At 47.2% G+C, this 26,136-nt stretch carries 23 protein-coding genes; 15 read left to right on the top strand and 8 right to left on the bottom strand.

Annotated features, from left to right (window positions below; translation table 11 throughout):
- Positions 1 to 41: 41 nt before the first annotated feature.
- The 4 genes from rpoN to ACI0FR_RS10020 all read left to right on the top strand — a co-directional run bounded on the left by rpoN (position 42) and on the right by ACI0FR_RS10020 (position 5,336).
- On the top strand, positions 42 to 1,445 hold the full coding sequence (gene rpoN, locus ACI0FR_RS10035; RefSeq protein WP_404909793.1) for an RNA polymerase factor sigma-54: 1,404 nt from the start codon (positions 42 to 44) through the stop codon (positions 1,443 to 1,445).
- Positions 1,446 to 1,522: 77 nt separating this feature from the next.
- Positions 1,523 to 2,110 carry a TetR/AcrR family transcriptional regulator gene (locus tag ACI0FR_RS10030; protein WP_404908367.1) on the top strand — a complete coding sequence of 196 codons (588 nt, stop codon included), beginning with the start codon at positions 1,523 to 1,525 and terminating at the stop codon, positions 2,108 to 2,110.
- A gap of 239 nt (positions 2,111 to 2,349) precedes the next feature.
- The gene (locus tag ACI0FR_RS10025; protein WP_404908365.1) at positions 2,350 to 3,849 is read left to right on the top strand and encodes a DHA2 family efflux MFS transporter permease subunit; all 1,500 of its coding nucleotides are present in this window, start codon (positions 2,350 to 2,352) and stop codon (positions 3,847 to 3,849) included.
- Between the two features lie 215 nt (positions 3,850 to 4,064).
- Positions 4,065 to 5,336 carry an NAD(P)/FAD-dependent oxidoreductase gene (locus ACI0FR_RS10020; RefSeq protein WP_374832039.1) on the top strand — a complete coding sequence of 424 codons (1,272 nt, stop codon included), beginning with the start codon at positions 4,065 to 4,067 and terminating at the stop codon, positions 5,334 to 5,336.
- Between the two features lie 71 nt (positions 5,337 to 5,407).
- On the opposite strand, the gene ACI0FR_RS10015 is transcribed toward ACI0FR_RS10020, so the two are convergent.
- Complete coding sequence (locus ACI0FR_RS10015) at positions 5,408 to 6,589, bottom strand: MFS transporter (protein ID WP_404908362.1); 1,182 nt, start codon at positions 6,587 to 6,589, stop codon at positions 5,408 to 5,410.
- A gap of 107 nt (positions 6,590 to 6,696) precedes the next feature.
- Here ACI0FR_RS10015 and ACI0FR_RS10010 point away from each other — a divergent pair, with 107 nt between their 5' ends.
- On the top strand, positions 6,697 to 7,500 hold the full coding sequence (locus ACI0FR_RS10010; protein ID WP_374832035.1) for an AraC family transcriptional regulator: 804 nt from the start codon (positions 6,697 to 6,699) through the stop codon (positions 7,498 to 7,500).
- 45 nt (positions 7,501 to 7,545) lie between these two features.
- Here the strand turns inward: ACI0FR_RS10010 and ACI0FR_RS10005 are convergent, their stop codons facing one another.
- The 5 genes from ACI0FR_RS10005 to ACI0FR_RS09985 all read right to left on the bottom strand — a co-directional run bounded on the left by ACI0FR_RS10005 (position 7,546) and on the right by ACI0FR_RS09985 (position 14,620).
- Positions 7,546 to 8,379 (bottom strand): ChaN family lipoprotein, encoded by an 834-nt coding sequence (locus ACI0FR_RS10005; RefSeq protein ID WP_404908359.1) that lies wholly within the window; start codon positions 8,377 to 8,379, stop codon positions 7,546 to 7,548.
- Positions 8,376 to 9,089 (bottom strand): hypothetical protein, encoded by a 714-nt coding sequence (locus ACI0FR_RS10000; RefSeq protein ID WP_404908357.1) that lies wholly within the window; start codon positions 9,087 to 9,089, stop codon positions 8,376 to 8,378. Before ACI0FR_RS10000 ends, ACI0FR_RS10005 begins: the two co-directional genes overlap by 4 nt.
- A 7-nt stretch (positions 9,090 to 9,096) precedes the next feature.
- Positions 9,097 to 10,830: an ABC transporter ATP-binding protein/permease gene (locus ACI0FR_RS09995; RefSeq protein WP_404908355.1), complete on the bottom strand. Its 1,734-nt coding sequence runs from the start codon at positions 10,828 to 10,830 to the stop codon at positions 9,097 to 9,099.
- Between the two features lie 70 nt (positions 10,831 to 10,900).
- Positions 10,901 to 13,252, bottom strand: a complete 2,352-nt coding sequence (locus ACI0FR_RS09990; RefSeq protein ID WP_404909791.1) for a TonB-dependent hemoglobin/transferrin/lactoferrin family receptor — start codon at positions 13,250 to 13,252, stop codon at positions 10,901 to 10,903.
- Between the two features lie 228 nt (positions 13,253 to 13,480).
- A complete protein-coding gene (locus ACI0FR_RS09985; protein WP_404908349.1) occupies positions 13,481 to 14,620 on the bottom strand; it encodes a multidrug effflux MFS transporter in 1,140 nt (379 codons plus the stop codon).
- A gap of 103 nt (positions 14,621 to 14,723) precedes the next feature.
- On the opposite strand from ACI0FR_RS09985, the gene ACI0FR_RS09980 reads away from it, so the two are divergent.
- The 10 genes from ACI0FR_RS09980 (at position 14,724) to ACI0FR_RS09935 (ending at position 24,858) form a co-directional block, all read left to right on the top strand.
- On the top strand, positions 14,724 to 15,485 hold the full coding sequence (locus ACI0FR_RS09980) for an AraC family transcriptional regulator (protein ID WP_404908347.1): 762 nt from the start codon (positions 14,724 to 14,726) through the stop codon (positions 15,483 to 15,485).
- Positions 15,486 to 15,613: 128 nt separating this feature from the next.
- Positions 15,614 to 16,618 (top strand): ABC transporter ATP-binding protein, encoded by a 1,005-nt coding sequence (locus ACI0FR_RS09975; RefSeq protein WP_374832163.1) that lies wholly within the window; start codon positions 15,614 to 15,616, stop codon positions 16,616 to 16,618.
- A gap of 50 nt (positions 16,619 to 16,668) precedes the next feature.
- The gene (locus ACI0FR_RS09970) at positions 16,669 to 17,355 is read left to right on the top strand and encodes an ABC transporter permease (protein ID WP_374832021.1); all 687 of its coding nucleotides are present in this window, start codon (positions 16,669 to 16,671) and stop codon (positions 17,353 to 17,355) included.
- 78 nt (positions 17,356 to 17,433) lie between these two features.
- Positions 17,434 to 18,459 (top strand): ABC transporter substrate-binding protein, encoded by a 1,026-nt coding sequence (locus ACI0FR_RS09965; RefSeq protein ID WP_404908344.1) that lies wholly within the window; start codon positions 17,434 to 17,436, stop codon positions 18,457 to 18,459.
- Between the two features lie 23 nt (positions 18,460 to 18,482).
- The gene (locus ACI0FR_RS09960; protein ID WP_404908342.1) at positions 18,483 to 19,349 is read left to right on the top strand and encodes an ABC transporter ATP-binding protein; all 867 of its coding nucleotides are present in this window, start codon (positions 18,483 to 18,485) and stop codon (positions 19,347 to 19,349) included.
- A 68-nt stretch (positions 19,350 to 19,417) separates the two neighbouring features.
- Complete coding sequence (locus tag ACI0FR_RS09955) at positions 19,418 to 20,230, top strand: ABC transporter permease (RefSeq protein ID WP_374832015.1); 813 nt, start codon at positions 19,418 to 19,420, stop codon at positions 20,228 to 20,230.
- A 2-nt stretch (positions 20,231 to 20,232) separates the two neighbouring features.
- Positions 20,233 to 21,126, top strand: a complete 894-nt coding sequence (locus tag ACI0FR_RS09950; RefSeq protein WP_404908340.1) for a substrate-binding periplasmic protein — start codon at positions 20,233 to 20,235, stop codon at positions 21,124 to 21,126.
- Between the two features lie 403 nt (positions 21,127 to 21,529).
- A complete protein-coding gene (locus ACI0FR_RS09945; RefSeq protein WP_374832011.1) occupies positions 21,530 to 22,117 on the top strand; it encodes a c-type cytochrome in 588 nt (195 codons plus the stop codon).
- 57 nt (positions 22,118 to 22,174) lie between these two features.
- On the top strand, positions 22,175 to 23,932 hold the full coding sequence (locus ACI0FR_RS09940; RefSeq protein WP_374832009.1) for a pyrroloquinoline quinone-dependent dehydrogenase: 1,758 nt from the start codon (positions 22,175 to 22,177) through the stop codon (positions 23,930 to 23,932).
- A gap of 74 nt (positions 23,933 to 24,006) precedes the next feature.
- The gene (locus ACI0FR_RS09935; RefSeq protein WP_374832007.1) at positions 24,007 to 24,858 is read left to right on the top strand and encodes a substrate-binding periplasmic protein; all 852 of its coding nucleotides are present in this window, start codon (positions 24,007 to 24,009) and stop codon (positions 24,856 to 24,858) included.
- Positions 24,859 to 24,914: 56 nt separating this feature from the next.
- On the opposite strand, the gene ACI0FR_RS09930 is transcribed toward ACI0FR_RS09935, so the two are convergent.
- Both ACI0FR_RS09930 and ACI0FR_RS09925 read right to left on the bottom strand, forming a co-directional pair.
- Positions 24,915 to 25,520: a hypothetical protein gene (locus ACI0FR_RS09930; protein ID WP_404908338.1), complete on the bottom strand. Its 606-nt coding sequence runs from the start codon at positions 25,518 to 25,520 to the stop codon at positions 24,915 to 24,917.
- A 139-nt stretch (positions 25,521 to 25,659) separates the two neighbouring features.
- A complete protein-coding gene (locus ACI0FR_RS09925; RefSeq protein WP_374832003.1) occupies positions 25,660 to 26,118 on the bottom strand; it encodes an Lrp/AsnC family transcriptional regulator in 459 nt (152 codons plus the stop codon).
- Between the last annotated feature and the right edge of the window lie 18 nt (positions 26,119 to 26,136).

Raw genomic sequence — 26,136 nt, 5'->3', positions numbered from 1 at the left:
TCTTGTGTGCTACTTTTAAATAAGCAATTTTCGTGCCAAATATGCTTTTGAGTGAAAATATTTTTCAGGAAAGCCGGAGGTTCGATTGTGATTGTATGAAAGCCGGAGTGAAGCTTTATACGAGCCAGCAGCAGACACAGACCCTTGCACCGCAGATGATCCAGTCGGTGCAGGTGTTGCAATACGGCTACGACGAGCTTCAATCTTATATAATCGATCAGGTCGAACGTAATCCACTGCTGGAATTGGCTCCATCAAAGTCTGCAATGCCAAAGATGAATAATGCACCTTTCATACGGAAAGGGACATTATCCGGTTCCGGTAGTCTGCGTTCTATCGAAGAAACACATAGTGTAAGTGTTTCTTTATATGACTATTTACAGCAGCAAGTGATGGCGAGCTTTGATGAGCCGAGTGATCAGCTCATAGCCTCTGAAATTGTCTATTCCATTGAGCCTGATGGTTATTTACGTCGCCCTTGTGAGGAAATCATCGAGCAGTTTCAAACGTCACAACATGAATTTCAACGTATTCTGAAGTGCATACAAGGTTTTGAACCTGTCGGCGTCGGGGCACGTAATTTAGCCGAATGTCTGTATATTCAGTTGCAGGATAAAGAGCAGCTTACCAAGTCGATGCAGATTTTACTGGATAACTTAACCCTGCTGGCAAATCGTCATATGCCGCGATTGGCAAAATTGTGTGGCGTATCCCAAGATGAAATATTGGGCATGATGCATAAAATAAGAGCACTTAATCCGAAGCCCGGCCTATGTTTTGATGCAACGCCTGCCATCAATATTGTGCCGGATGTTTTTATTCGGGTGAGCAACAACAAGGAAATTGTAGTTGAATTAAACACGCAAGCCTTACCGCGTGTGTTGGTTGATCGTGTTTATGCCAGCCGGATCAAAGATGTTGGACTTGATGAGGATGAAAAGCAATTTATCAGGGACTGCATGCAGTCGGCGGGTTGGTTGACGCGCAGCCTTGACCAGCGGGCTCGAACAATTTTGAAAGTGATGACGTTCATCGCACGTTACCAGCGTGATTTTTTTATGTCAGGTAATGGGCTTTTACGACCTTTGACCATGCGGGAGGTGGCAGAAGCTATTGATATGCATGAATCTACGATTTCCCGTACTGTTGCGCATAAATATATTATGACGGACAGGGGGCTGTTTGAGATGAAATATTTCTTCTCGAAGGCCATCGCGGCAGGTGCTGGTGAAGATGATTTATCTGCTAAAACCATTCAGCAAAAAATAAAACAGCTGATTGATGGTGAAACTATCAAGACCATTTTGTCTGATGATGCAATTACTGAAAGACTAAAGGCGGATGGTATTGAGATTGCCCGTCGAACGGTTGCAAAGTACCGGGAACTGATGAAAATTGCTTCTTCATCACAGCGCCGCTGGCAGAAAAAGCAGAGGGGGAATTAAATTATATGATTTCTTTATTGGTTTCTTGGCGCTAATCTGGGAAAAATGGAAAACCAGCTTGCGGCTCAATATCAAAAATGACCAAAATATCCAGAACCAAGCCTGCAGAAGTCAGGCTTGATGAGTTGATGACAGCGGCTGAAACATTGTTTTTAGCCAAGGGTATTGATGCAACGACAATAACCGATATTACCGATGCAGCAGGTGTCGGCAAAGGAACTTTCTATCATTATTTTAGCTCGAAAAACGATATGCTTGCGGCTTTGGCCAAGCGCTACACGGAGCGTTTTGTTGAAAGTGTACAACAGGCAATAGATGCCTGTGAGCCGGACGACTGGTGCTGTAAATTATGTGCATGGATCCATTCGAATGTGGAGACTTATGTCAGAACATATCGCATCCATGATATCGTTTATAATCAGCATCACCATCATGATCGTTCCAATCAGGCGAAAAAAGATATTTTAGACCAATTATCTATGATCATTGGTGGTGGCATTGCAGCTGGTATCTGGAATCCGCCAGAGCCGCGTGTGGTGACGTTGCTGATTTATGCCGGTGTCCATGGCGCGACCGATGATATAATTGCCACGCCACCTAACGACTATAAATTATTTGCTCGGAATTTGGCTGATGCATGTCTTAAAATGCTATCAATGAAATGATGACGCAAAATGATTATTATCTTAATTATGATTTTTATTGTCATATTTTAATTATGTGATAAATTTGTTTCTCCGTTTCTCCGTTTCTCCGTTTCAAACTATTTTAATCCCCTCGCCACACGTCTGAAATGATATGTCACTTTCTTTGATATTGGTGAGAAACAAGCTTTCAAATTTAATTGACCGACGGTCGGTCGATTTACATTTGGCAAGCTTATATTCAGGAGGTTTATTCGATTATGTCACTTAAAGGACGCCCGGTTGCAGTTGCTGCCGTCTATCTGGGGACATTCATGGCAACGCTTGCTATCAGCATTGTAAGCGTTGCATTACCTGCCATTCAGGCCGGATTGCAAACCAGTATGGCTGGTTTGCAATGGGTTGTTGGTGCTTATACATTATGTCTGTCGGCTTTTATGTTATCGGCAGGTCCACTTGCTGACCGCTATGGCCGCAAGCGTGTCTGGCTTGGTGGTGTATCGCTTTTCACTCTTGGTTCTGCCGTTTGTGCCTTTGCTGGCTCTTTAACGGTGCTCATTATAGGCTGTTCGCTGCAAGGTATTGCAGGTGCTCTGGTCATACCGGGCGCTCTTTCAATTTTAACGCAAGCTTATCCCGATCCTGCAGAGCGGGCACATATTATTGGTGGCTGGTCGTCGTTTAGCGCTGTATCGTTGATTTTAGGGCCGATGCTGGGTGGTTTCATGGTAGATCAGGCGGGATGGCCGAGTATTTTTTTACTCAATCTGCCTATCGGGGCGGTTACCTTCGCTTTGGGGTTTATCAGCATTGAAGAAAGTTCAAACCCTGATCATGCGGCACTTGATCCGGCAGGTCAGGTATTAAGCATTGTGTTTTTAGGTAGTTTGACCTTGGGACTTATCAATGCAGGTCAGTCCGGCTGGGCAGCATTTGAAGCTGTTGTGCCGCTTGCTGTGGCTGTTATTGCTTTATGTGCATTTATTTTGGTCGAAATGAATGTAAAGCGTCCGGTTTTGCCGGTTGATTTATTTAAACAACGGCCATTCGCATCTGCAAATTTTGCTTCTTTTGTCCTTGGATTTTCAGGTTATACCAGCCTGTTTTTGTTCTCGTTGTTTTTACAGCGCGGGCAGGGTTGGAGTGCGACCGAAGCGGGTTGGCGTATGGCACCGGTTTTTGCGGCTATGCTGGTGGTTGCCTCATGTTTCGGCACATTGGCCAAGCGTTTTGGCGTCAATCAATTGATGGTTGGCGGTTATGTGCTGATCGGTGTCTCGATGACCGCAATGTTAAGCTTTTCATCCATGACCTCTTATATGACGATTGCCTTATTATTTGCTTTGCTTGGGGTGGGGCTTGGTTTGGCCGTACCGTCAACTGGAGCTGCCGCAATGGCAAGTGCGCCGCGTGAACGCACAGGAACTGCATCAGCTACGATGAATGCTTTGCGTCAGGGCGGCATGACAATCGGAATTGCCTTGCTTGGAACGCTTATGAGCGTCCGAGCAGTCAACGTGCTCGAAAAATCACTAAGTTATCTGGATGTTGGCGATATGCGTGAAAGTGCAGCTTTTGCTATTCGCATGCATGAAAAACCTGCAAATCTTGATGTTGATACAGGTATCTTTAATCAGTTGCTGACAGAGGCGTTAGCTCAAGGGTTTACGCTTGCAGCAATTGTTGCCGGTATTTTGGGCTTCATGGCAGCGTTGATATTGGCTTATTCAACTTATAAAGTCAGAAGCACTGCCGATTAAGAGGACAATCTTATAAAATATCAACGCCCGATCATTGAAATTACATGATCGGGCGTTGTGCCTCACTTAAATGCGGCAATTGCGTTAAACGCTCAATTATATTTCGATAATTTATCTTATCGTGATAGCGTTGCTATATATTTTCTTATGCGCATGTTCTAATCGATTAGTATCATGTTTATATAATGAGCTCATCCTCAGGAATGGAATGCGTTATGGCTGAGAAACAGAAGGTTGTTGTTGTTGGCGCGGGTTTTGCCGGTTTGCAGGCTGTTCATGGTCTCAAAGGTGCAAATGTGGAAATCACTTTGATTGACCGTCGCAATCATCATTTGTTTCAGCCATTACTTTATCAAGTTGCGACCACTGTGTTGGCGACATCAGAAATTGCGTGGCCAATCCGCCATCTTTTTCGGGACCGACCGGAAGTGACAACACTTCTGGATGAAGTTGTCGGCATCGACCGTGAAAATAAACACGTTATTCTGCGTAATAGTGTCAGTGTGCCCTATGACAAGCTGGTTTTAGCAACTGGTGCCCGTCATGCTTATTTTGGCAAAGACGAGTGGGAAACCTTCGCGCCGGGGCTGAAAACATTGGAGGATGCGACCACTATTCGCCGTCGTGTGTTGTTGGCTTTTGAGCAAGCGGAATTGGAGACCGATCCGGAAAAACAGGCCGCACTTTTAACGTTTACTATTATTGGTGCAGGGCCGACAGGCGTTGAAATGGCAGGTATTATTGCTGAATTGGCGCATAGTACTTTGCCGCGTGAATTTCGCCGGATTGATACCAAAAAAGCGGTTGTTCTTTTGGTTGAAGCGGGCGCCCGCGTTTTGCCTACATTTAGTGAAGCACTGTCGGAATATGCACGCTCTGCCTTGCTGAAGCTGGGCGTTACAGTGCGTACCGGCATACCGGTGACTGCTTGTGATGAAGACGGTATTAAAATCGGCGAGGAGTTTATTGCATGCCGCACCATTATTTGGGCAGCAGGTGTGCAGGCATCACCTGCTTCTAAATGGCTCGGTGTTGAAGGTGATCGTGCCGGACGTGTCATTGTGACCAAAGATTTGCGCCTTGAAGGTGAGCCGTCGATATTCGTGGTTGGCGATACGGCGTCAGTGCGATGGGGCGATGATAAGCTGGTGCCGGGGGTTGCGCCAGCCGCGAAACAACAAGGCAGTTTCGTAGCTAAAGCCATTCGTGCCGATCTGGATGGAAAGCCTTTTAACGAGACCTTTAAATACCGCCATCAGGGCAATCTTGCGACTGTTGGTAAAAAGGTTGCCGTAATTGAATTTGGCAATTTCCGCCTAAAAGGTTTGTTGGCATGGTGGATATGGGGGCTTGCCCATATTTACTTCCTGATCGGCACCCGCTCACGTTTGGCTGTTGCATGGAGCTGGTTGTGGATTTATTTGAGCGGCTTGCAAAGTGCACGTTTGATCACACAAAAAGAAACCTTACGTACGCCTGAACAATAATGATAAAAAAGCCTTGAGGCCGTTTCAGCTGCCTCAAGGCTTTTTCTTTTGTCCGATAGAACGGGCGAAATTCATTCAATGTGGACAGGTCGACCGGCACGGTAACCAAGTATAGCCATCACAACGCATAAAATGGTGCAGATGATGAGCGGAACCGACCAGCCACCTGCATATTCGAAGATGAAACCTGCAGCCGGTGGTGCGCCTGCTGCAACCGTGTAGCCGATGCATTGTGCCATGCCGGAAAGTGCTGCGGCTTGTGCAGGATTGCTGGAGCGCAGGCTGATAAAGGCGAGTGCCAGAATGAACGTTGCGCCGCAACCAAAGCCGAAAAGAGCCGACCAAAGAGAAGCCCATTGTGGCAAAATCAAAATGCCGATGAGTGATACAGCGGTCATAAGAGGCAGCATAATGGCAATTGCTTTTTGATCACGGAAGCGTGCCAATACGAGACCAAAAACCAATCCTGGAATGGCCGTTGCAAGTTGCGAAATGCCGTGGAATGAGCCGGCAACAGCTGGTGAAAAACCTGCCTCGATCAACATGGCCGGAAGCCATGTGACAATGACATAATAAACCAGCGAATTAAGACCAAAGAAAAATGTCACTTGCCAAGCGAGTGCTGATTTCCAAATGGGTTTGTCTGTGTGTAGGCTTGTTGTTTTTTGTGTTTTATCACTATTGCCGGAAAGTTGGGTCAACCAAACGGCAATTGCTGCAACAGGAAAAATAATGAAGGCGCCCAAAGCCCAGTTCCAGCCGCCATTGAAATGATTGGCAATAGGAATGGCCGCAGCCGAAGCAAGGGCAGCTGCAACACCAGCCGTAACGGAATAAGCACCGGTGATTGAAGCAATCTTGGTTGGAAAATCACGCTTTAACAGGCTTGGCAACAGCACATTGGCAATGGCAATACCGGTGCCGATAATAGCGGTTCCTAAAAACAAATACCAGACTGTTTCAATCATCCGAAGCGCAATGCCGCCGGTAATGAGCAGGAGAGCAATGAGAAGGCTGAATTCTAAGCCGAGTTTACGCGCTAAAACAACGGCAAACGGCGAGACAACGGCAAATGCCAGTAGCGGCAATGTCGTGAGAGCGCCTGCTGTGGAAGTGCTGAAGGAAAAATCATCGCGGATCATTTCCAGAACGGGTGCAATACCAGTGATTGGAGCGCGCAAAGTGGTGGCGATCAGCAAGATACCAATCAGCAGGATGAGGGATTGTGACACATAAGTTTTGTTTGTATTCATTTTTTTAATTTCCGTTTTCGTTGTCCCTCTCTAACAAATTGCTTATATAATGAATTTAGATATATTGCCTATTAATATTTAAATCATGCCAAATATGGTCGGATGTTATGGTTTCAAAACGACAAGCAGTGGAATTTGATCCGGATATGAATGATCGTCCGGTCTTGGCTTGGCAGTTGGATTTTAAAGATTATTCGACCGAAATTCCTGTACACCGGCATCGCAAAGGTCAGTTGGTATTGGCATTGCATGGCGCGGTGACGTGTCAGGTGTATAGTGAGCACGATCACAATGGCATGTTGATGGTGCCGCCAAATTGCGGTGTCTGGATACCAGGTGGTGTGGCGCATTGTAATCATGCGACTGCCAATGCGCGGTTGTCTTTTTTATTTGTCGAGCCTAAGGCGGCGGCGATGCCGCAACATTGTTGTACTTTGTCGATCTCACCGATGGTGCGCGAGATGATCCGGCATTTATCGACTGTTTCGCCCGATTATTCAGATGACAGCCATACGGCAAGATTGGTACGGGTATTGTTGGATGAGCTGGTAGAAATGCCGCAAGAAGATTTCTATCTGCCCGTTTCTGATCATCCGAAAATTCGCTTGATTGCGGATCAGTTACGTGAAAATCCGGCTGATCGTGCCACTTTGGGGCAGTGGGCAAAACGGGTGGCTATGAGCGAGCGTTCGCTTGCCCGTTTGATGGTGCAGGAAACAGGATTAACTTTCGGGCGCTGGCGTCAGCAATTGCATCTCATCATTGCGCTGCGAGAGATTTCCGGCGGAACATCAGTTCAGGCAATTGCTGAAATGCTGGGTTATGAATCGCCCACCGCCTTTATTACTATGTTCAAGAAAGCTTTAGGGCAGACGCCTACCCGTTATCTGGCCGTGCTGGAAGGAGATTAACATCTGTTAAGTGTCAGCTTTGCCGCCACTTAACAGATGTAAAATTTATGCCTGTGTTTGCAAGCCAAAAACCGCATCGGCAAGAGCTTTGCCTTCAACACTCAACGGGCAGGCGTGTTTATCACCCATATCTTCGGTTAAAAGCACGCCACAATTATTGATGCCAAGATCATCAAGTTGGTCAGGTGTACCATGACCATATTCCATATGACCACGTCCGATAATGCCGATCACAAGCGCTTGCGGGTTCTCAGCGCAATAATTGGCGATATTACACGCAAATGCACGATCCCATGTTTGTTGCGCGCGTACAAATCGGTCAAACTCAGGAGAGTCCGCTGACTTTCCTTGCATGAATGGCGGACCGCCATTGGTGAGACGCAAAAGATGCTCACGATGTGCCAGACTGGCAGATCGGGCTGGTGTCAGGCCGTCGCGCTCTTCTTCGGCAATCGCATCCCAGCCTTCTTTTCCAACGCGGGTGATGAGATCACGACGGCAATTAAGCGCCAGCATTTTGACCTTAAATTCACGGCAGAAATCAAAAATCGGCATATAGAGATCAGAGGCAAAGCCCCAAACCGTGCCCCATTCCGCCTTTTGCAGGAATGTTTCTTTATCAAGTTTACCTGTTACCCATTCATCAAGAACCGGTTGCAGACGCCGCGGGAACATTTCATAGCCAACTGCCAGATTATCCCGCAAGCCGAGAAGTGAGGCGCAGACATGTAATTGCCAGCGATGAATATCATAACGGTCATGCCGCTCGCCTAAGAGTACCACCTGCTTTTTTGCCATATCCTGCATGACCTGATGGTGGCTGCGGATTTGTCCGTCAGGGCGACGCCATTGCGCGGTGAAATTGCTGATCTCAGTCATGCAAATGCTTCTTTTGTTCCGGAAACAACAAGACCAGTTGATTGGCCATCCGCGTCAAGTGCATAATAATGCAATTGCCCATCTTTCTCTTCAATCCGCCAATCCATCACATGGCCTACTTTCAAATGTAGATGAAAATCCGGTTTCATTACATTGATAAAACCGCGTGAATTACGGATATCCGGCATTTCACCTGTCCATTCTTGTTGAAAGGTAGGGCGTTCCAAAGCAATACGCACAGTTCCTTTATTGCGTTGGGCGGCAGCGAAAGGCTTCAAAGCCGGATCACTATCCCCAACTTCAACTTGATCGCCCATAGAACGGCTATCGGTTTTTGGTGCTAATTCCTCAAGAGCAAAGGATGCAAGTGCTGCATCAAAGGGTTCGGCACCGCCAAAACCGATGACGCTGCCAATAACTTCATCATCTTCAGCCAACAGATCAATGCGCGGATAAACTTTTTCCTGCATGATGGAACTGCGGTCGGCAATCATCGTATGAATGGCATTTAAAGCAATTTTCGAATTGTGCTCATCACCGGTAAAGAAGATCCAATTACCATCAATTATGACATTTTGGACAACACCGATCCGCTCATGCGTTGCGCCGCCATTTTTGGAATTGATCATCAGTTTGCCGATCTGCGGCAATGTTTTGAGTACATCAGCTGGGTTGGCCAGCAATTTGGCACGAATTGGTTGCTCAGTCATTTTATCCTCACGCAAGTTGAAGGGTCGGTGCAGCGCTTTGTTCGTTGCGACTGCGAAAAATTTCAAGATTGATGATGGCATCGGGTTTGAGATTGCCGGGTTCACGGTGGGCAAGTATCACTAGTGTGGTGTGCGGCAATTCATGGCGCAGCATTGTGAGTAATTCGATTTCGGCACTATGATCCAATGCACTGGTGGCCTCATCCATAAACAGCCATTCCGGTTTATTGAGCAGGACACGTGCTAATGCAAAACGCTGCAACTCGCCGCCGGAAAGACCGGTTGGCATGGGGATTTTTCCAAATGGTTGACCATTTTCAGGCAAAAGCTTAGACAAACCGGTTTTATGTAAAGTTTGAGCAATTTCAGCGTCTGTAAATTTTTCCGGTGAATCTGGATAGCAAATAGAGGCTTTCAAACCGCTATTTGGCAGATAGGGTTTCTGTGAGAGGAAAAAAGACGATGCATCGGGATGAAAAATATGCCCCGTTGCACATTGCCATGCACCAGCAATGAGCCGAAGTAATGTTGTTTTGCCTAATCCGGAGTGACCGCGAAGCCAAACAATCGTTCCGCTGTGTATAGTCAGTTCCGGAATATGGAGCAGTTGCTGCTGATCGGGTGTATGCAAAGTTACATCATTTAATGACAAGGTTCTGTTTTGAGCATATTGTCTGCTGACATTTTTCTCTCTGCCTGTCGCCTCAGCTTTTTCAATGAAATTAGAAAGACGGGATACGGCAGAAACCAGTTCGGCAAGTCTTTTATAGCTGAAAATGAACCATGAAAGCGTCGTTGCAACTTGCTGGGAAGCTGTTCCCAATTGCATCAACCCACCAAAGTTGACTGCTCCGGCAAAATATCCAGGCAGCGCCAAAAACATCGGAATACGCAAAATTGTTGTAAAATATGGGCGCGCGAAAAGCCCTAACTGTACTTGTCTGCGAAGCAATAAAAACCAGTTATTGCGGATACCGGAGAATTTTTGATCAAGCAATTCGCGTTCGCTTCGCTCACCATTCATAATAGCAATTTCGGCTGCATTCTGGCGCATATGCGCCATGCCATAACGAAAGTTGGCTTCTTTTTTCTGCTGTTCGACAAAGGTTTCTTTCAAACGGCACCCAAATAAATGGGTAATGAGCGAAGAGAGAAAAACATAAACAAACGGCGCCCAAACCATATAGCGTGGAATGCTGATTTCAAAACCCAAGAGTGTAAATTCCAACGCAAATGTTGCCAGTCCCCAAAGCACAATCGCATAAGAGAATAACCCGATGATGCGGGTGATCAGGTCAATTCCTTCGGATAAAGTGTGGTTGACAAATATTTTGCAATCTTCAGCAATGCGTTGATCGGGATTATCGGGTTTTTCACTTTCGGATTTGAGCGATAAGAACCAATAGGCTTTGTTGTTTAGCCAGATAGAAAGGGTTCTGTTGGTCAGTCGCTCACGCCATCGGATTTCGAGCCAGCCTTTTGCATAAAACTCGAAAAGGTAAATGCCGACATTACCTGCAACGATCATGCCGAATATAGTCAGTTGATTTAATGTTTCTTCTAAATCGCGTTCTTGAACCGCATTATAAAATCCGGCGACCCACTTGATCAATTGAACACCAAGATAAATGCCCAGCATTTCCAGCGCAAAGATAATAGCCAGTAATGACCAGTTGAGCACTTTGCCGGAACCATGATTGCAATAAGTCAGTAATGTCCAAAATTGTTTTATTAATCGCATTGCCGTTGCCAAATAAAATAAGCCGAAGCAGCTCATGAGACGCTGCTCCGGTATGGAATTTCAGGTCGGTTTAAAAACGCATTGTCGCGCCAAGCTTGAAAGTACGTCCGGGTGCAACCTGCATTTCCAGTGGATTTGCATTGGCAACAGCTGACGAAGCCGAATTGGCATAATTGGTCAGCGTATTCGGGAAGTAACGTTTGTCAAAAATATTTTCGACGCCGAAATTGAGGTCGATATTCTTTGTCGGCTTCCAGCGCGCATAGGCGTCAAAAACGGCATAACCGGATGGTTTATAGGCATCAGGATCAGCTCGACGGCTTACACCTTTGGCAAAGGTTCCGACAAATTCGGTTTCCAAATTCCAATCTGGAATAAGATAACGCAATCCGAAAACAGCTGTGAGCGGTACAGCGCCGTCAAATGGTGTTTTATCTGCACCAGCTTCCAGGCGTTGATCGCCGCGCATATAAGAGATCGCGGCGTTAAGCATGAGATTGTTATAAATCTCGTATTCGCCGCCAAACTCGACACCCCAAATCTGAACGCTGGAAACGTTGTCGGAGGTGTATTTATCTGCTTCGTTTGGCACCGGCTGCAAACCACGAATGAAGTCTTTATAATCCGCATAAAAACCGGAGAAGCTAAAGTAGCCTCGATCATATTCACCGCGCACGCCAAGTTCGTAGCTACGTACGAATTCCGGTTTCAGGTTCGGGTTTGGTACAACCTCTACCATACCGGTGGTGCCGATTGATTGCGACGAAACAAAAAGCTGTTGTGATGTCGGCATCTTGAAGCCTTCACCATAAGAGCCAAAGAGAGAATAGGTATTGTCGAGCTTATAAAGAGCGCCTAAACGTTTGACGAGGCGGGTTTTATCTATTTTTTCAGGTTCAAAACCGTCAATCGGGTTGTAATCATCATCTTTGGTCGGATCGATGGAATAGGTGGCCAGACGTAAACCCGGCGTGATCGTCAGACGATCATCCAGAAGCTTGATTTCATCCTGAACGTAAAAATCGGCACGAACTGTATCAACTTTAGGGAAGTTGAAACCTTGCCGGTTAGCGATGGTAACCGCGCCTGTATTCAGGTTGGTTGTGATATTGGTGCCGTCATAATTTGTTTTGGTAATGTCGCCGGCAAAACCATAAATCAGTTTATGCTCGGTTTGCCCCAAATCAAAGGATGAAGTGAGCTGAATATCGGCTTGAAGAAAATCTTCGCTGTAATTACGGATTTGTTCCCTGCGTTCACGTTTGGCAGGATTGAGCAATGTGTAATTACGAATTTGCTCGCTGGTCATGTCACGTTTTTGCGGAGAGTAGGAAACGCTCCACTTAACTTCGTCAAGCCACTCGGCTGGCGTTGACCAGCGGTGCTCAATAGCAAAACGCGATCTTTGCATTTCAACAGAACGATCATATCGCTCATTCTCGTAATACAAACTGTGATATGCTGGATTACTTGCATACATAGGATTGGCAGCGCCGGAATCATATTTCTGGTCAACATCGGTTGTGCGACGGAACCATTCTGCCGTCAGTTTCACTACGTGATCTTCAGTTGGATTCCACTGCAGCTTCATTAAGCCATTATAAGCACTGACATCCATTGGTTGGGTTTTGTTACAAGGCCAAATGGCTTCACGCGGACAACCCCAGATGCCGCCATCCGCACGCGCTTTTCGCAAATGCGGTTCATCGGCACTCATATGTCCGAAACTCCCGAGTATTTTAAAATCACCTGCCTCAGCAGCGCCAGTAATCTGCTGACGAAAGGATTTGTCGAAACTGTCATAGGCAAGCTTGCTTTCAACCGCCCATGGTTTGGTGCCGTCAAGCAAATCATCGGGGTCAAGAGTGCGGAAATACACCACACCGCCCAAAGCATCTGCGCCCCAAAGCACAGAATTGGGGCCGCGGGTGATTTCTACCGATTTCATATTGAAAGGGTCTACCAAGTCGCGACTACCATCGGTGATAAATTCCTGAACGCGACCACCATCCACCAGCATCTGAACGCGGTTGCCGCCAACACCACGGATGTTGAAACTATTTAATTGTGCGAATGGATTGGTGAGAGATGTCGTGCGACTAACGTTGACACCTGGCTCATAACGCACCAGATCTTGAATGTCGCGTACCTGATGGCGCTCAAGTGTATCCCGATCAATGATGCTGATCGACATAGGGATATCCAGCAATTTTTTAATCGTGCGCTCAGAGGAGACCGTGATCATCTTGAGATTGATGGCTTCGGGATCTTTGTCAGGTTTTGTCTGTTCTGTTTTGGCAGCTGTCTGGTTCGGAACAGATTGTGCTTGTACAGCCGTACAAGCCAAGAAAGCGACAGAAGCGGAAAGTGCTCTCAACCAGCGACGATTGACGGAAGCTTCAGACAAGATTTTTGCCAGCATGATACCCTCGGTATGAGTTTTTGATATCGCTGGCTGGCTTTCAGGCTTGCTGGCTAAAAGATGAGTGAAATAGTCAATATTACTAAAGCTGCTGAATTGCAAGGGTTTCAAAACAATAGTGCGGGGATGTGCACATTTATTCTTATAATATCTATTGCCTTGATTTTAATAGAAAAAGCCCCGCTTTGGAGGCGAGGCTTTAAAAAATAATAGGTTCTATTGATTTCATCAATCTTGTGGTCGCACCTTTTGCACGGCAACAGCGATCGGCATCGCAAATATTCCGCAGATCAAAAGCAGTGCTCCCAATTGTTGCCACCAACCGGCAAAAACCAGACCAAACCCAAGCAGCACATAGTAGAAGAGCCCTAAAACGGCACCGGCAGTGCCCCGGCGATCTCCATAGGCCACAAGGGCTTTGGCCAGAATGTTTGGAATAGCCAATCCATAGGCTAAAACCACCAGCATCACCGGCAATACAAACAGCCAGCTTGCTTGCAGGAGTGTGGTGAGTGCTCCGCCGACCAGCATGAGGCTCGCAGCCAAGATCACCAGATTTTCGCAAGACCAATTGCGCTTTAACAGGCGCTGATTGAGTAATGAGCCAAGTAATACGCCAAAGGCTAGCAAAAGGCCGCTATAACCAAACATTTCAGGGCTAAGATGCAGGCGCTCAAAGTTAAATGGCGCTAGTTGGTAATAACCAAACAAAGCCAGATTAAAGAGCGCAACAAGGCAAGCGGTACGCCAGATAGAGCGGTCACGCATCATCATAGCGAGCGTTTCAAAGAATGGTGCGGGTTCGCTGCGTGTTGTTTGCGTTTCCGGTAATTGGACAGCCGACCACAGCAATAAAAGCAAAGCTAAAGCAGCAAGTCCTGTGAACATGCCTTGATAGCCAAAATTGCTGGTGAGAACTGAGCCTGCCATCATGCCGATTGCCGGACTGACCGCCAACGCGATGCCCATGATGGAAAATACCTGTGCCAGTTTTGCACCATCAAACATATCGCGCATCATGGTTTGTGTGGCCACAGAACCAACGGCGGCACCAAAAGCTGCCAACATACGGGCAGCCATCAGTATTTCAAAATTGAGGCTGACGAGTGTGAGCAGTGATGCGATAGTGTAGATGAAAAGGCCGAGCAGCATTGTTGGTCTGCGGCCTAAACTGTCGCATAAGCGCCCCCAGACGACTACGCCGATTGCAAAAGCCAGAAAGTAAAACGAAAGCGTTTGTCCGGCCTGTTCGGGTGAGACAGAAAAATTTTGTGCTATTTGTGGCAGCGCAGGGCTGTAGATGGTTTCTGCAATTTGCGGGAACATCATCAAACCTGTCGCAAGCGGAATGGTAAGATTACGTTTCATATCAGTGATGCCTGTCGTGATTTTTAAACTGACATGGCTATGGCTGAAATGAATAAGTCGTGTTACATATATAAAGACTGATAACATCAAAAATGAGACAATCATGGCGTGGTTGAAGCAGGAAGATGCTTTTGATGCTGACAGTATCGGCAATAGTGTTATCGGTATTGCAGCCGATATGGGCAGCCATGATTCCGGCTGGCATCATCACAAAATGGGTCAGTTTTTATTTACCCAAGGCGGCTGTATTACCATTCATTTGCCTGATCGTTTGTGTCTTTTGCCGCCAACACGTCTGGCATGGCTTCCGCCTGATATTCCCCATCGTGCAATTATGACGGAAGCGGTTGATTATCGCTCGGTCTATATTGATGTTTCACTTTATTCGAACTTGCCGGCCCAAGTGGAAGTGATGACGGTAACGCCGCTGTTGCGTGCTGTTTTGGAGCGGATCGCTGTTGCAGATTTTAATACGGATTGGAGCAAGGGCGCCAAAGCCAATATTTTGGCGGTATGTCTTGATGAAGTGGACGCGGCACAACGCGAGCCGATGTTGCTGCCATTGCCATCTGACCGGCGCTTGAGCGGGCTTGATATAGAGCAACTACCACCACCTTTGCAAAAACTGGCCCAGCAAGCCGGAGCCAGCGAAAAAACAATTTTGCGGATTTTTCGTAAAGAAACAGGTATGACTTATCAGCAATGGCGCCAGCAATGGCGCTTGCTCAAAGCGATTGAATTATTGGCATCGGGTGAGACAATCACGTCTGTGGCCTTCGAGTTGGAATTTGCCAGTGATAGCGCCTTTATTGCATTCTTTAAGAAGATGACCGGTTATACGCCACGGATTTTTATGCGGTTTTAAGTATTGATAGTGGTCACGTTTTTATCATCCTCTTGATAAGCGCTGGCAGAAAGCGTAGCAAACCCGGACTGGCTGGTTTATCAGCATAGTATCTGCATACGAGAATAAGGAGAGCTGTTGTGGCTTCAATGACAATTGATATGAATGCATCACAACAGGCAGTTGAACTGGCGATTGAGATCAGCAATCTCTCTCACAGTTATGGCGAAAAGAAAGTTCTCGACAACATCAATTTACAAGTGAAAAAAGGTTCAAGCTTTGCGCTTTTAGGGCCTAATGGTGCTGGCAAAACCACACTTTTGAATATTCTTTGTACCTTGATGAACTTTGATCATGGGCGCGCCTTATTGGATGGCGCAGATGTTGTAAAACAATCGGTTAAAGCGCGTCGCTCCATCGGGGTGGTGTTTCAAACCTCCAGCCTTGATGATCGATTGAGTGCTGATGAAAATCTCGAATTTCATGGCCTTGTTTATGGTATGAGCAAGAAAGAGCGCTGCGAAGCGATGGATGCGGTGCTGGAACTGGTGGAACTGAGCGAATTTCGTGGGAAGATTGTGCGCGAATTTTCCGGCGGTATGCGCCGTCGTCTGGAAATTGCCCGCGCCTTGATGCACAAGCCTGCCATTTTGCTGCTGGATGAGCCCACTGTTGGTTTGGATGCGCAGACACGCCAGCGCATCTGGCGTTATTTGCAGGACATGCAGATCAATGAAGGTCTCACTGTTTTGACCACCACGCATTATATTGAAGAAGTCGAAAGTGCTGATCAGATCTGCATTATCGATCATGGTCGTATTCTGGCTGAAGGCACACCCGAAAGCTTGAAACAGCAATATGGTAAAAGCTGGTTACATGTAACGCCACTGAATAATGATGTGGTTTCTGAAATTAAATCCCGTTTTACCAATGTGCAGGCTTTGACCCATAATCGCTATGCTATTGAAATTCCCGATACGGCAGAACTGAACAAGTTCTTGGAAGAATGCAGCGACCAGATTGAAGAGGCGCGCCTCGATGCGCCGTCACTGGAAAGTGTTTTCCTGTCACTCACAGGACGTGAATTGCGCGATAAGGCATCAGGTGTTCGCATTTCCGAGCAACAGGCCGGCAGACGAGCAGGGCGCCGATGATTTTAAGTCTACGCCTTGCCTTTTTTATTTTGTTTTTAGCAGTTTGGTGGATGATATCCCTCAAAGTGCCGCAGGGCTTGTTTGCCTCGCCGTATGAAACATTACTGGCTGGGCAGAAAATGCTTGTTGAAAAGCGCTTATGGACAGCGCTTCTAGAAAGCATGCGGGTTTATTTCAGCGGCACATTAATTGCAGCACTGGTTGGTATTTTTATCGGCGGCCTGATGGGTAGTTTCCGCACCTTTGGCCGTGCCATTGATGTCTATATCTATGCATTGGCGGCAACGCCGCGCGTGGCCTTTGTGCCTATGATTATCGTGCTGTTGGGTTTGGGTGTTTTTGCCAAAGTGTTTATCGTCTTTTTGGGTGCGGTGATGCCGGTCATCATCAACACTTATAAGGGCGTGCAGCAGGCTGATGAAAATCTGATTGAAATGGCGCGCTCCACTGGCGCAGGGCAGGCACGGATCGTGCGCCATATCATCATTCCAGGTGCAATGCCGTTCATTCTGGCAGGGCTTCGTCTAAGCGCTACTTTGGGGCTGATCAATACGATTGTTGCTGAACTTTATACTGCCGTTTCCGGCCTTGGCGGCTTGCTTAATATTTATGGCAGCAGTTTCCGCATGGCAGAATATTTTGTGGTGGTGATCATTCTTGCGCTTATGGGGGTGGTGGTCAATGAAGGTTTGCGCCTGCTAGAGCAGCGTATGACGCGCTGGCAGGTGTCACGATGATCAATAATTTTGACAATACAGCCTTAGTTTTCATTTGAAAACAGATAGGCAATTCAATCAGATAAATGGAGCATTTTCATGCGCTTTGGTAAATTTGTTGGTATGACGGCTTTGGCAGCGATTGCTATGGCAGGCTCGCATATGCAGGCATTGGCCGAGCCATTTCGTATGATTATCACCGATATGGAAACGCCGCTGGTACCCAATTCAGTCGTCGATCTGGCGCTTAAAGGTGGTTATTTCGAACGCGCTGGTGTGGATGTAGAACTAATCCGCGTGCAGCAGACACCGATGGCATTGGCAGCACTGCAATCCAATGAAGGTGAGATGGCCAATATTGCAACGGAAGCATTGGTGCAATTGGCCGCCCGCGGCACGACGAATTTGCGTGCTGTAACATCGCCGAATAAAGCGCTTCCTTATTTGATTGCTGGTAAAGAAGGTGTAAAATCCATTGAGGATATCAATGGCAAAAGCTTTGGTATTGGCCGCATCGGCAGTCTTGATCATTCACTCAGCACCAAAGTTTTGAGCGGAAAAGGCATTGATACCGAAAAACTAAGCTGGGTTGCGCTCGGTCAGCCAAATATCCGTGCTCAGGCACTAAAAGCCGGTCAGATTGATGCAACGACCATGTCGATTGGCGCGCTTTTGGCTTTGCCGGGACATGAAACTTTGCCGGTTCTTGTCAATGTAGATGACTATTTTGCAGCCGCACCTGTCACCAGCAAGGTTAATGCAGTGACGGTTGAGACTTTGGAAAAGCGCAAGGATGACGTCGAAAAAGTGATTGAAGCTTTGACCCTTGCAGCGCGAGATTTCGCTAAAAATCCTGAAAGCTGGGCAACTGTGATGAAAGAAGCCCGCCCTGATGTGAAGCCTGAGAGCTTTGACGAGCTTGCCAAGGTTTTTGCCAAAAGCTGGACAGTCAATGGCGGCATTCAGAAAGATGAACTGGAATTTACCCAAAACTGGCTTTATCAGACTAAAGAATTTGAAGATTTGCGTCAGGTGGACTTGCGCGAATGGGTTGATTTTTCGCCTGCTGATACTGTGCTGAAAAAAATCGGCGCTTATGAAGGTCTTGATACGGTTTCCCGTTAAGCTGTTCAGGATAGATAAAAAGCATGTTGTTACCCCCGCCACATATCGTCATTGAAGCTTTGTCCCATGCGTTTTCTGACAAGAAGACGCGTGCGGGCAATGCCATGCCGGTATTGCAAGATATCAATCTGAGCGTGCGGCGGGGCGAGACAATTGTTTTTCTGGGGCCTTCTGGCTGTGGAAAAACAACACTTTTGCGGCTTATCGCAGGTTTGATTAAGCCCGACCAAGGCTCAATATTGGTCAATGGTGCGGCACCGCAAGCAGGTGTCGGCAGTGCGATGATGTTTCAGTCTTTCCGGTTGCTGCCGTGGAAGACTGTGCGCAAAAACATTGCTTTTGCTTTGCCGCATTTAAAGGCGGGTGAACGTATCGCACCGGTTGATAAAGCGCTTGCTCAAGTCGGCTTAACGCGGTTTGCCGATTATTATCCGGCACAATTATCGGGCGGTATGTGCCAGCGTGTGGCATTGGCGCGCGCGCTTGTCGTCGAGCCTGATTTGTTGCTGATGGATGAGCCATTTGCGAGCCTTGATGCGCAATCACGCGAGCTGATGCAGGCAGAAACGTTGCGGTTGACTGAAAAGCAGGTGGCAACTGGCTTTGATGCATCCAATCCGGCGAAGGCGACCTTGCTTTTTGTCACGCATAGCGTTGATGAAGCGCTGATTATGGGTGACAGAATTGTGCTGATGGCGCCACGCCCAGGGCGTATTCATGAAGTGATCGAAGTTCCTTTTGCCCGTCCGCGCTTTATGAATGATCCGCGTGATGCACCGGATTTCATCCAATTGCGTCAGCATTTATGGGCGGCACTACGCGAAATGGTACTCGCTGATCCACAATCAGATTTTTATGGCCGTGGCAATGAAGGCATTGCATCATGGTAGAGTTTTAAAATATCAGACGGTGCTGTTACTGATGAGCAGCATTTTGTCAGGCATGGAACGGGTTTAAGATGAAACAAATACTGCCTTTAATGCGCGGCGTTTACGGCATTTGGCTGCGTGAAGTGATGCGTGCAACACGCGATCGCGGCCAGATGGTGGGTGGTGTTTCACGCCCGATCATATGGCTTCTGGTATTGGGTATTGGCCTAAACCCTTATTTTCGCGGTGAAATTTATGGTGAGGTGCGCTATGTGGTGCCTTACACCTATCTGCAATTCCTGTTTCCGGCCGTGATCGTGCTGAACATTATGTATACTTCTATCCAGTTTGCGGTTTCCGTTATCTGGGATCGTGAATTTGGTTTCTTGCGCGAGGTGTTGGTGTCTCCTATGCCGCGCTGGCTGATCTTGCTTGGTAAAGTGCTGGGCGGCAGTACTGTCGCCACAGGGCATGGTATTCTGGTGTTAATTTTGGCGCGCTTTGCCGACGTGAACCTTTCTTATGATCAGGTGTTTCTCGCTATCGTTTTGATGTTCTTTACATCTTTTAGCCTGACATGTTTCGGTGTGTTGCTGGCTGCACGTGTGCGCAGCTTTGAAGGCTTTGGTGTCTTTTCCAATACAATCATTTTGCCGCTTTATTTCACGTCGTCATCGATTTTTCCGCTTGATCCTTCCTTGAGCCGTACGCAGGCGGTCAGCATGTATCCGGAGTGGTTGGTGATGGTGGTGCGGGCCAATCCGATTACTTATGTGGTTGATGCGCTGCGCGGTGTGTTGATTGATTTCAACCAGTTTACCCCGTGGCTTGGGCCTGCAATTATTGCAGGCATGGCAATTGTGTTCTTTACCCTTGCCCTTCTCGATTTCCGGCGGGCATAAATATGACAAAGAAACCAAGCCGCTGGAAACACTGGCGTAGCACAGTCATCAACCTAGGCACCATTTTCGTATTGCTACTGGCGGTCAGCTTTTTACCGGCTGACACCTCACTATCGCAAATCAAAGCGCGTGGTACATTGAAGTTGTGCGTACCTGCCAGCTATCCGCCCTTTGTGACCGGCAATCCGGAGCATCCGGGCTATGATATTGAATTGGTGCAAGCCATTGCCGATAAACTCGGTGTTCGGTTAGCGATTAATAAAATGGAATCCATCGGGCGTGATTTCAATCCGCGTAACTGGATGATTTCTCGTGGCCAATGCGACATTCTTGCAGGTGGTGTGGCAGATACGCTCAGGACGCGTAATTTCATGCAGACGATTCCAACAGATATTCAGCTCGGCTGGATGCTTCTGTCTCTGGATGGCGTGATCCCACAAAAAGGTGATCAAATTTTTGTTATTCCTGGGAATACAGGGCTGAATCGACTTGAATTGTCTGGATGGTTGCGTAATCAAGGCTTGAACGCTCGGTCAATATCAATGAGGGTAGGTGAAAAACAGGTTGCGCAACAAGTTTTTACAGCTATTGCTAATGGAGATGTAAAAGGACTTGTGGCAGAAAACTTTACCGCTTGTTCATTGTTGAAAGCTAAAGGCTCTGAAGCAAAAGACGTAAAGGCATCATGGGTTTTCTCGACAAAAGATGAGAACGGTGATGTGGAGCAAGGAAGGACGATGGCTGGTCAAACTTATTCAATGGCGCTCGGTCTGTGGAAAGGCGATGTGACTTTGAAAAGGGCGGTCGAAAAAGCCATAAAAGATTTGGATAAGAACGGGCAGACAACAAAATTACGTGAATTTTATATGGGTAACAGTATTATTTGCGACAATTAGGTGTATTGTATAGTACTTTAGTTTGATAAAAATAAGTCGGGGGACTTCAATAATCGAACGGAGGCGCGGGCGCTGAACTTATAGTTTCAGGCTCTGTAAAAGCCGCGAAATGCTGTGATTGGATGTGAGCAATATTTGTCAAAATATTGTGATCGTTATAAAATAAGCATGCTCGGTAAAAGCAGGAATTTCTTTAAGGGAAATTTTTGACTTTATCGAGATTTAAGAAAGCTGTCAGACAGCGGGCGCGAATGCCCTGATGTTTGAAAGTTTTCTCAAATGGAAGAGATCTATCAGGTGTGAAGGCAATTTGCCTGAATGCCGGATATTAAAGTTGAGTGGCGGATAACACCTGTTGTTCAAGAGATATATCACTGAATGCACCTAGGTGCGGGAGGGTATTTTGATAAGACAAAAAATAGTCGGCATGACCGCAGCATTAGCTGTTGGTTTTGGCCTTGCCGCCATAGCACCGGCTGCCGCAGCCGGTTTTACGGAAGAGCAAGCAATCGCTGGCAAAAAGGCTTATGACGCAAACTGTGCGCAGTGCCATGGTTTTAAACTGGAAGGCCCTGATGCTCCTGGTCTGGCTGGACAGGACATTATGGCTAACTGGGATACCGCTGGCGGCCTTTTTGACTTCATCTCTGTTGCGATGCCACCGGTGGCACCGGGCAAGCTTGGCGATGAAGCTTACCTGAACATCATTGCTTACATCATGTCCTATAATGGCGCAGAACCAGGCGACGAGCCAATGGTAAATGATGAAGAGAAGCTTGAAGCGATCAGCCTTGTTGCTGAAACTGCTGCTGGTTCCATCGGCGGTGGTTCTGTTGCAGATGCCGGTCCGGCTGCTGATACAAATGTTCCGCAGGCATTTACTTGGGGCACACAGCTTCCAGGTGGTCCTGAGCCGGTTGCTAAAAAAGAACCTGCCGGTTCATCAGTGCCGCAAGCATTTACATGGGGCAAGGAGCTTCCGACCCGCTAATTGATATTTTGGTCGTAAGCTTCCTCTACCGTAATTTATCCTGATAGGAGAATTCCTTTGAAAATCAATCTGAGAACCTCGCTTCTTGCTGCCGGTACCATTTTGATGGCAATCACTGGCGCAGCAATTGCACAGGACGCACGTCCTTATAAGCCGGTTACCGATGAAATGTTGCTCAACCCGCCAGCTGCTGAATGGCTGCAGTGGCGCGGTACCTATGACAATCACGGTTACAGCCCGCTTGATAAAATCAATAAAGACACTGTCAAAGACCTGCAGCTTGCTTGGGCATGGCCAATGGCTGAAGCCGGTATTCAGGAAACTGTTCCGCTCATTCATGACGGCATCATGTTTTTGCAGACCAGCAATGCTGTTGTTGAAGCATTGGATGCTAAAACCGGTGATCTGATCTGGCAGTACCGCCATGTTGCAACAGAACTGCCGCAGGCATGGAGCTATCAGGCTAACCAGGCTCGCCGTCAGAAAAACTCGATTGCACTGACCGGTGACAAGGTCGTTTTGACCACTCCTGATGCAAAAATCGTTGTGCTGAACGCAGCAGATGGTAAAGTTGTATGGGAAAAAGAAGTTCTGGACGTGATGAAGGGTTATTCCTACACCGTCGGACCTTTGATCGTTAAAGACAAGATCATCAGCGCGATTTCCGGTTGCTCGATTGCCGGTACTGCAGGTGGTTGCTACATCATGGCTCACGACCTGAACACCGGTGAAGAACTGTGGCGTTTCAACACCATTGATGATCCGAACAACCCAGAACAGCAGAAGAGCTGGGGCGTTGTTCCACCAGAAAACCGCTGGGGTGGTACACCTTGGGCAACCGGTTCTTATGACCCACGTACCAATATGACATTCTGGGGCGTTGGTATGCCTGGCCCATATGCCGAGTTGATCCGTGGTTCTGGTGATGGCTCTGTGCTTTACACCAACTCCACCGTTGCTCTTGATGTTGATACTGGTGAGCTGAAGTGGTACTTCCAGCATCTGCCACGCGACAACTGGGATTTGGACAGCCCGTTTGAACGCGTTCTGGTTGATCAGGAAATCGACGGCAAAATGCATCATATGCTGGTTTCCGTACCAGGCAAGAACGGTATTGCTTTCGCTCTTGATCGCGACACCGGTAAATACCTCTGGTCGAAAGAAACCATCGTTCAGAACGTCGTCAAGTCAATCGACAAAGACGGTACAGTTCATCTGGACGAAAGCCTGATCCCAAGTGCTGTTGGCGAAGGTGCAATGATTTGCTCTTCCGTTTCCGGTGGTAAATTGTGGCAGGCAGGTGCTTACAGCCCGCTGACCAAGTCATTCTTCGTTCCATTGACCGAAGCATGTAACACGGTAACTCCGACCCAATCCGAGTTTACAGCTGGTAACGCTGTTGGTTCGGTTAAATTCGGCCCACGTGTTCTGCCGGAAGGTATCAAGGAAGCTGGTTTGATGCAGGCTCTGGATATCAACCCTACACAGGGTGAATCCAAGTGGCAGTTCCGCAGCCGTCCATCAATGACTTCTTCGGTTCTGGCAACCGGCGGTGGTCTGGTATTTGGTGGTGACGCAGCTCGCTTCGTCAAGGCATGGGATCAGGTAACCGGTGATGTTGTTTGGGAACAGCGCCTGAACGCACCAATCGGTGGTTCACCAGTCACTTATGAAATCGATGGTGAGCAGTATCTGGTTGTTCCAACCGGTTACTCGAATGCTGCAAGCTCGATTTCTTCAGCATTCCCAGAAACTCCGCTGCCATCCGGTGCCGGTAACTCGATCTTCGTTTACAAGCTGCCAGCAGCCAAGTAATCGAAAACGATCTTAAAAAAGAGAAAAGGGCTTCGGCCCTTTTCTTGTTTTGACGTCAAATCAGGATAAAAATTATGCGCCAGTTGATCAAATCATTACGCAGCAGCATTTGTAGTCTTATGCTCGTAACTACGATGACGATACCGGTTTTAGCTCAAACCTCTGGCATTCCTGAAGAGCTGCTGAATAACAGCCGCCGCCAGAAAGGCGACAGTCTTGTTTTTTGCAATGATGCCAATAGTCGGCTACGCGATTTTGATCGCGATGTTGCACAGGCGATTGCTGATGCATTGTTTTTGAAAGCTGATTTTAAAGAAGGCTTTGGCGGTTTTCCGCTTAGCGGTGACGGATTTTTGCAAGAATTACAAATTGCAATGACCAATGATTGCGATGTGATGATGGGATTGTCAGTGCAGGAAGAATCCGCTTTTCCTGATTGGGCAGCAATGACCCGTCCCTATGTTTCACTGCCTTATGTGATGGCAGTTAATAATAAAGAGTGGAAGAGTCTTTCGGACATTCCTTTTGATCGGATGCTAGGCACTGCCATGCAGAGCATGGGCGAGATGGTCTATATCACATGGGCGCAACAACAACCGGAAGCAAAACGCTGGGTGCGCTTGCCTTATGCCGACATGGATTTGATGGTAAAGCGTTTGAATGATGAACGTTTGGCCGGTATTTTGCTTTGGCAGCCTACCTATGCGCAATTGAAAAAAAACAATCCGGAAGCCAAAGAATTGCATCCGGTTGATTTAAAACCATTACCAATCACTCACACCAAGGTTGGCGCTCTGGTGGATGCGCGTGACAGTTTCTTAAGAACAGAAATTGATCAGGCGATCGATGCTTTGGCTGCCGATGGTACGATTGCAAAAATCATGGAAAAATATGGCTATGAAGGCGTGGCTGGAGACAGCCACTAACCACTAAACTTTCTTTTATGACAATAAAAAACAGCCCTTATCGGGGCTGTTTTTTCTTATATAAGCCGCAGCGTTTTGAGTAAATTACTGGTATCCGGAAACCAGCCAAGGATGAGAATAATGATCATAAAGCTTAAACAAAACGGCTCAAATTTAATGAGTTTTGTTTCACTTTTTGGCAGGATTATGCGCCATAGATTGCCGGCTAAAAAGCCTGGAAGCGGAATGAGGCTTAATAATACCAGCCCCAGCATTTGCTCTTGAATTACCTGCACACTGTAAAGCACATAATAACCGCTGGTCCGTGACAATGCTTGGTGAATGTAAGGACGCAGAATATCAAGCAGCGGAATAGTAATAATCGCTACCGCACTTCCGATCAGGATAATGAGCAAAATGCGCAGCATTTGAGAAGCTTTTTTGGCTGTTGACAGACGGATCGGTCGGATCCAGCCATGGCTGAATAAAACCGCCATGGCCAAACCGCCATAGGAAATATTGACGGCCGGATTAAGTGATAAATGACCTTCGTTTTGTGGACGTTTATCATCTAGCCATTTGGCAAGTACGGATATCCAAGCGCCATAAAAGGCAGTGACGACGAGCATCATGAGAAGACGGGTGACAAACTGATGCACAGTCAGGTCATTGAGAATATTCACGTAAATTCACCTGAAATTTATTAAAATGCAATGCAGACCAAAGGCTGCCAGTTACGACTGATGGCTGTAGCTATAACATGGGAAATCAAGCATTTGAAATAGCCCAGCCGGTGCGGTCATGTCTATCCGTTATTATTTATTATACAGGCACAACGAAGCTTTGTTTAACCGTTTGGCTCAAGACGTCGGTTTTTAGATTTTGCACGCCTTCAATCTGGCTTAAAGATTCTGACTGGAAACGTCGGTAATCTTCAAGATCAGCGGCAACGACCCGAATAATGACGTCATAATCGCCAAGCATGAAATAGCATTCAAGCACTTGTGGCAATTTTTTAATCTCGTCTGCGAAGTGCTTCAGGCTTTTCTCATCTTGTTTATCGAGTTTGATGCGGGTAAAAAAGGTCAATCCTTTATTGACCTTAGCCGGATTGAGCACGGCTACATAGCGGTCAATCACACCGGCCTCTTCCAATAATTTGACGCGGCGTAAACAAGGCGAAGGTGACAAGCCAACCTCGCGCGCTAAATCATTATTGGCGATGCGTCCGTCTCTTTGCAATACACGCAGAATCTTCTTGTCGGTCTCATCTAGTCGCATTGGCGTAAAGTTCCAATT

It is taken from the genome of Paenochrobactrum sp. BZR 201-1, assembly GCF_044987585.2.
GTDB lineage: Bacteria > Pseudomonadota > Alphaproteobacteria > Rhizobiales > Rhizobiaceae > Paenochrobactrum > Paenochrobactrum pullorum.
Note: the sequence above shows the minus strand (reverse complement) of the source record. Positions and strands in the feature narration are given on the sequence as shown.

Bases quoted from the DNA above. Each gene is read 5' to 3' on its own strand.
- rpoN (WP_404909793.1), top strand. From the start codon at position 42: ATGCTTTTGAGTGAAAATATTTTTCAGGAAAGCCGGAGGTTCGATTGT.
- ACI0FR_RS10030 (WP_404908367.1), top strand. From the start codon at position 1,523: ATGACCAAAATATCCAGAACCAAGCCTGCAGAAGTCAGGCTTGATGAG.
- ACI0FR_RS10025 (WP_404908365.1), top strand. From the start codon at position 2,350: ATGTCACTTAAAGGACGCCCGGTTGCAGTTGCTGCCGTCTATCTGGGG.
- ACI0FR_RS10020 (WP_374832039.1), top strand. From the start codon at position 4,065: ATGGCTGAGAAACAGAAGGTTGTTGTTGTTGGCGCGGGTTTTGCCGGT.
- ACI0FR_RS10015 (WP_404908362.1), bottom strand. From the start codon at position 6,589: ATGAATACAAACAAAACTTATGTGTCACAATCCCTCATCCTGCTGATT.
- ACI0FR_RS10010 (WP_374832035.1), top strand. From the start codon at position 6,697: ATGGTTTCAAAACGACAAGCAGTGGAATTTGATCCGGATATGAATGAT.
- ACI0FR_RS10005 (WP_404908359.1), bottom strand. From the start codon at position 8,379: ATGACTGAGATCAGCAATTTCACCGCGCAATGGCGTCGCCCTGACGGA.
- ACI0FR_RS10000 (WP_404908357.1), bottom strand. From the start codon at position 9,089: ATGACTGAGCAACCAATTCGTGCCAAATTGCTGGCCAACCCAGCTGAT.
- ACI0FR_RS09995 (WP_404908355.1), bottom strand. From the start codon at position 10,830: ATGCGATTAATAAAACAATTTTGGACATTACTGACTTATTGCAATCAT.
- ACI0FR_RS09990 (WP_404909791.1), bottom strand. From the start codon at position 13,252: ATGCTGGCAAAAATCTTGTCTGAAGCTTCCGTCAATCGTCGCTGGTTG.
- ACI0FR_RS09985 (WP_404908349.1), bottom strand. From the start codon at position 14,620: ATGAAACGTAATCTTACCATTCCGCTTGCGACAGGTTTGATGATGTTC.
- ACI0FR_RS09980 (WP_404908347.1), top strand. From the start codon at position 14,724: ATGGCGTGGTTGAAGCAGGAAGATGCTTTTGATGCTGACAGTATCGGC.
- ACI0FR_RS09975 (WP_374832163.1), top strand. From the start codon at position 15,614: ATGACAATTGATATGAATGCATCACAACAGGCAGTTGAACTGGCGATT.
- ACI0FR_RS09970 (WP_374832021.1), top strand. From the start codon at position 16,669: ATGATATCCCTCAAAGTGCCGCAGGGCTTGTTTGCCTCGCCGTATGAA.
- ACI0FR_RS09965 (WP_404908344.1), top strand. From the start codon at position 17,434: ATGCGCTTTGGTAAATTTGTTGGTATGACGGCTTTGGCAGCGATTGCT.
- ACI0FR_RS09960 (WP_404908342.1), top strand. From the start codon at position 18,483: ATGTTGTTACCCCCGCCACATATCGTCATTGAAGCTTTGTCCCATGCG.
- ACI0FR_RS09955 (WP_374832015.1), top strand. From the start codon at position 19,418: ATGAAACAAATACTGCCTTTAATGCGCGGCGTTTACGGCATTTGGCTG.
- ACI0FR_RS09950 (WP_404908340.1), top strand. From the start codon at position 20,233: ATGACAAAGAAACCAAGCCGCTGGAAACACTGGCGTAGCACAGTCATC.
- ACI0FR_RS09935 (WP_374832007.1), top strand. From the start codon at position 24,007: ATGCGCCAGTTGATCAAATCATTACGCAGCAGCATTTGTAGTCTTATG.
- ACI0FR_RS09925 (WP_374832003.1), bottom strand. From the start codon at position 26,118: ATGCGACTAGATGAGACCGACAAGAAGATTCTGCGTGTATTGCAAAGA.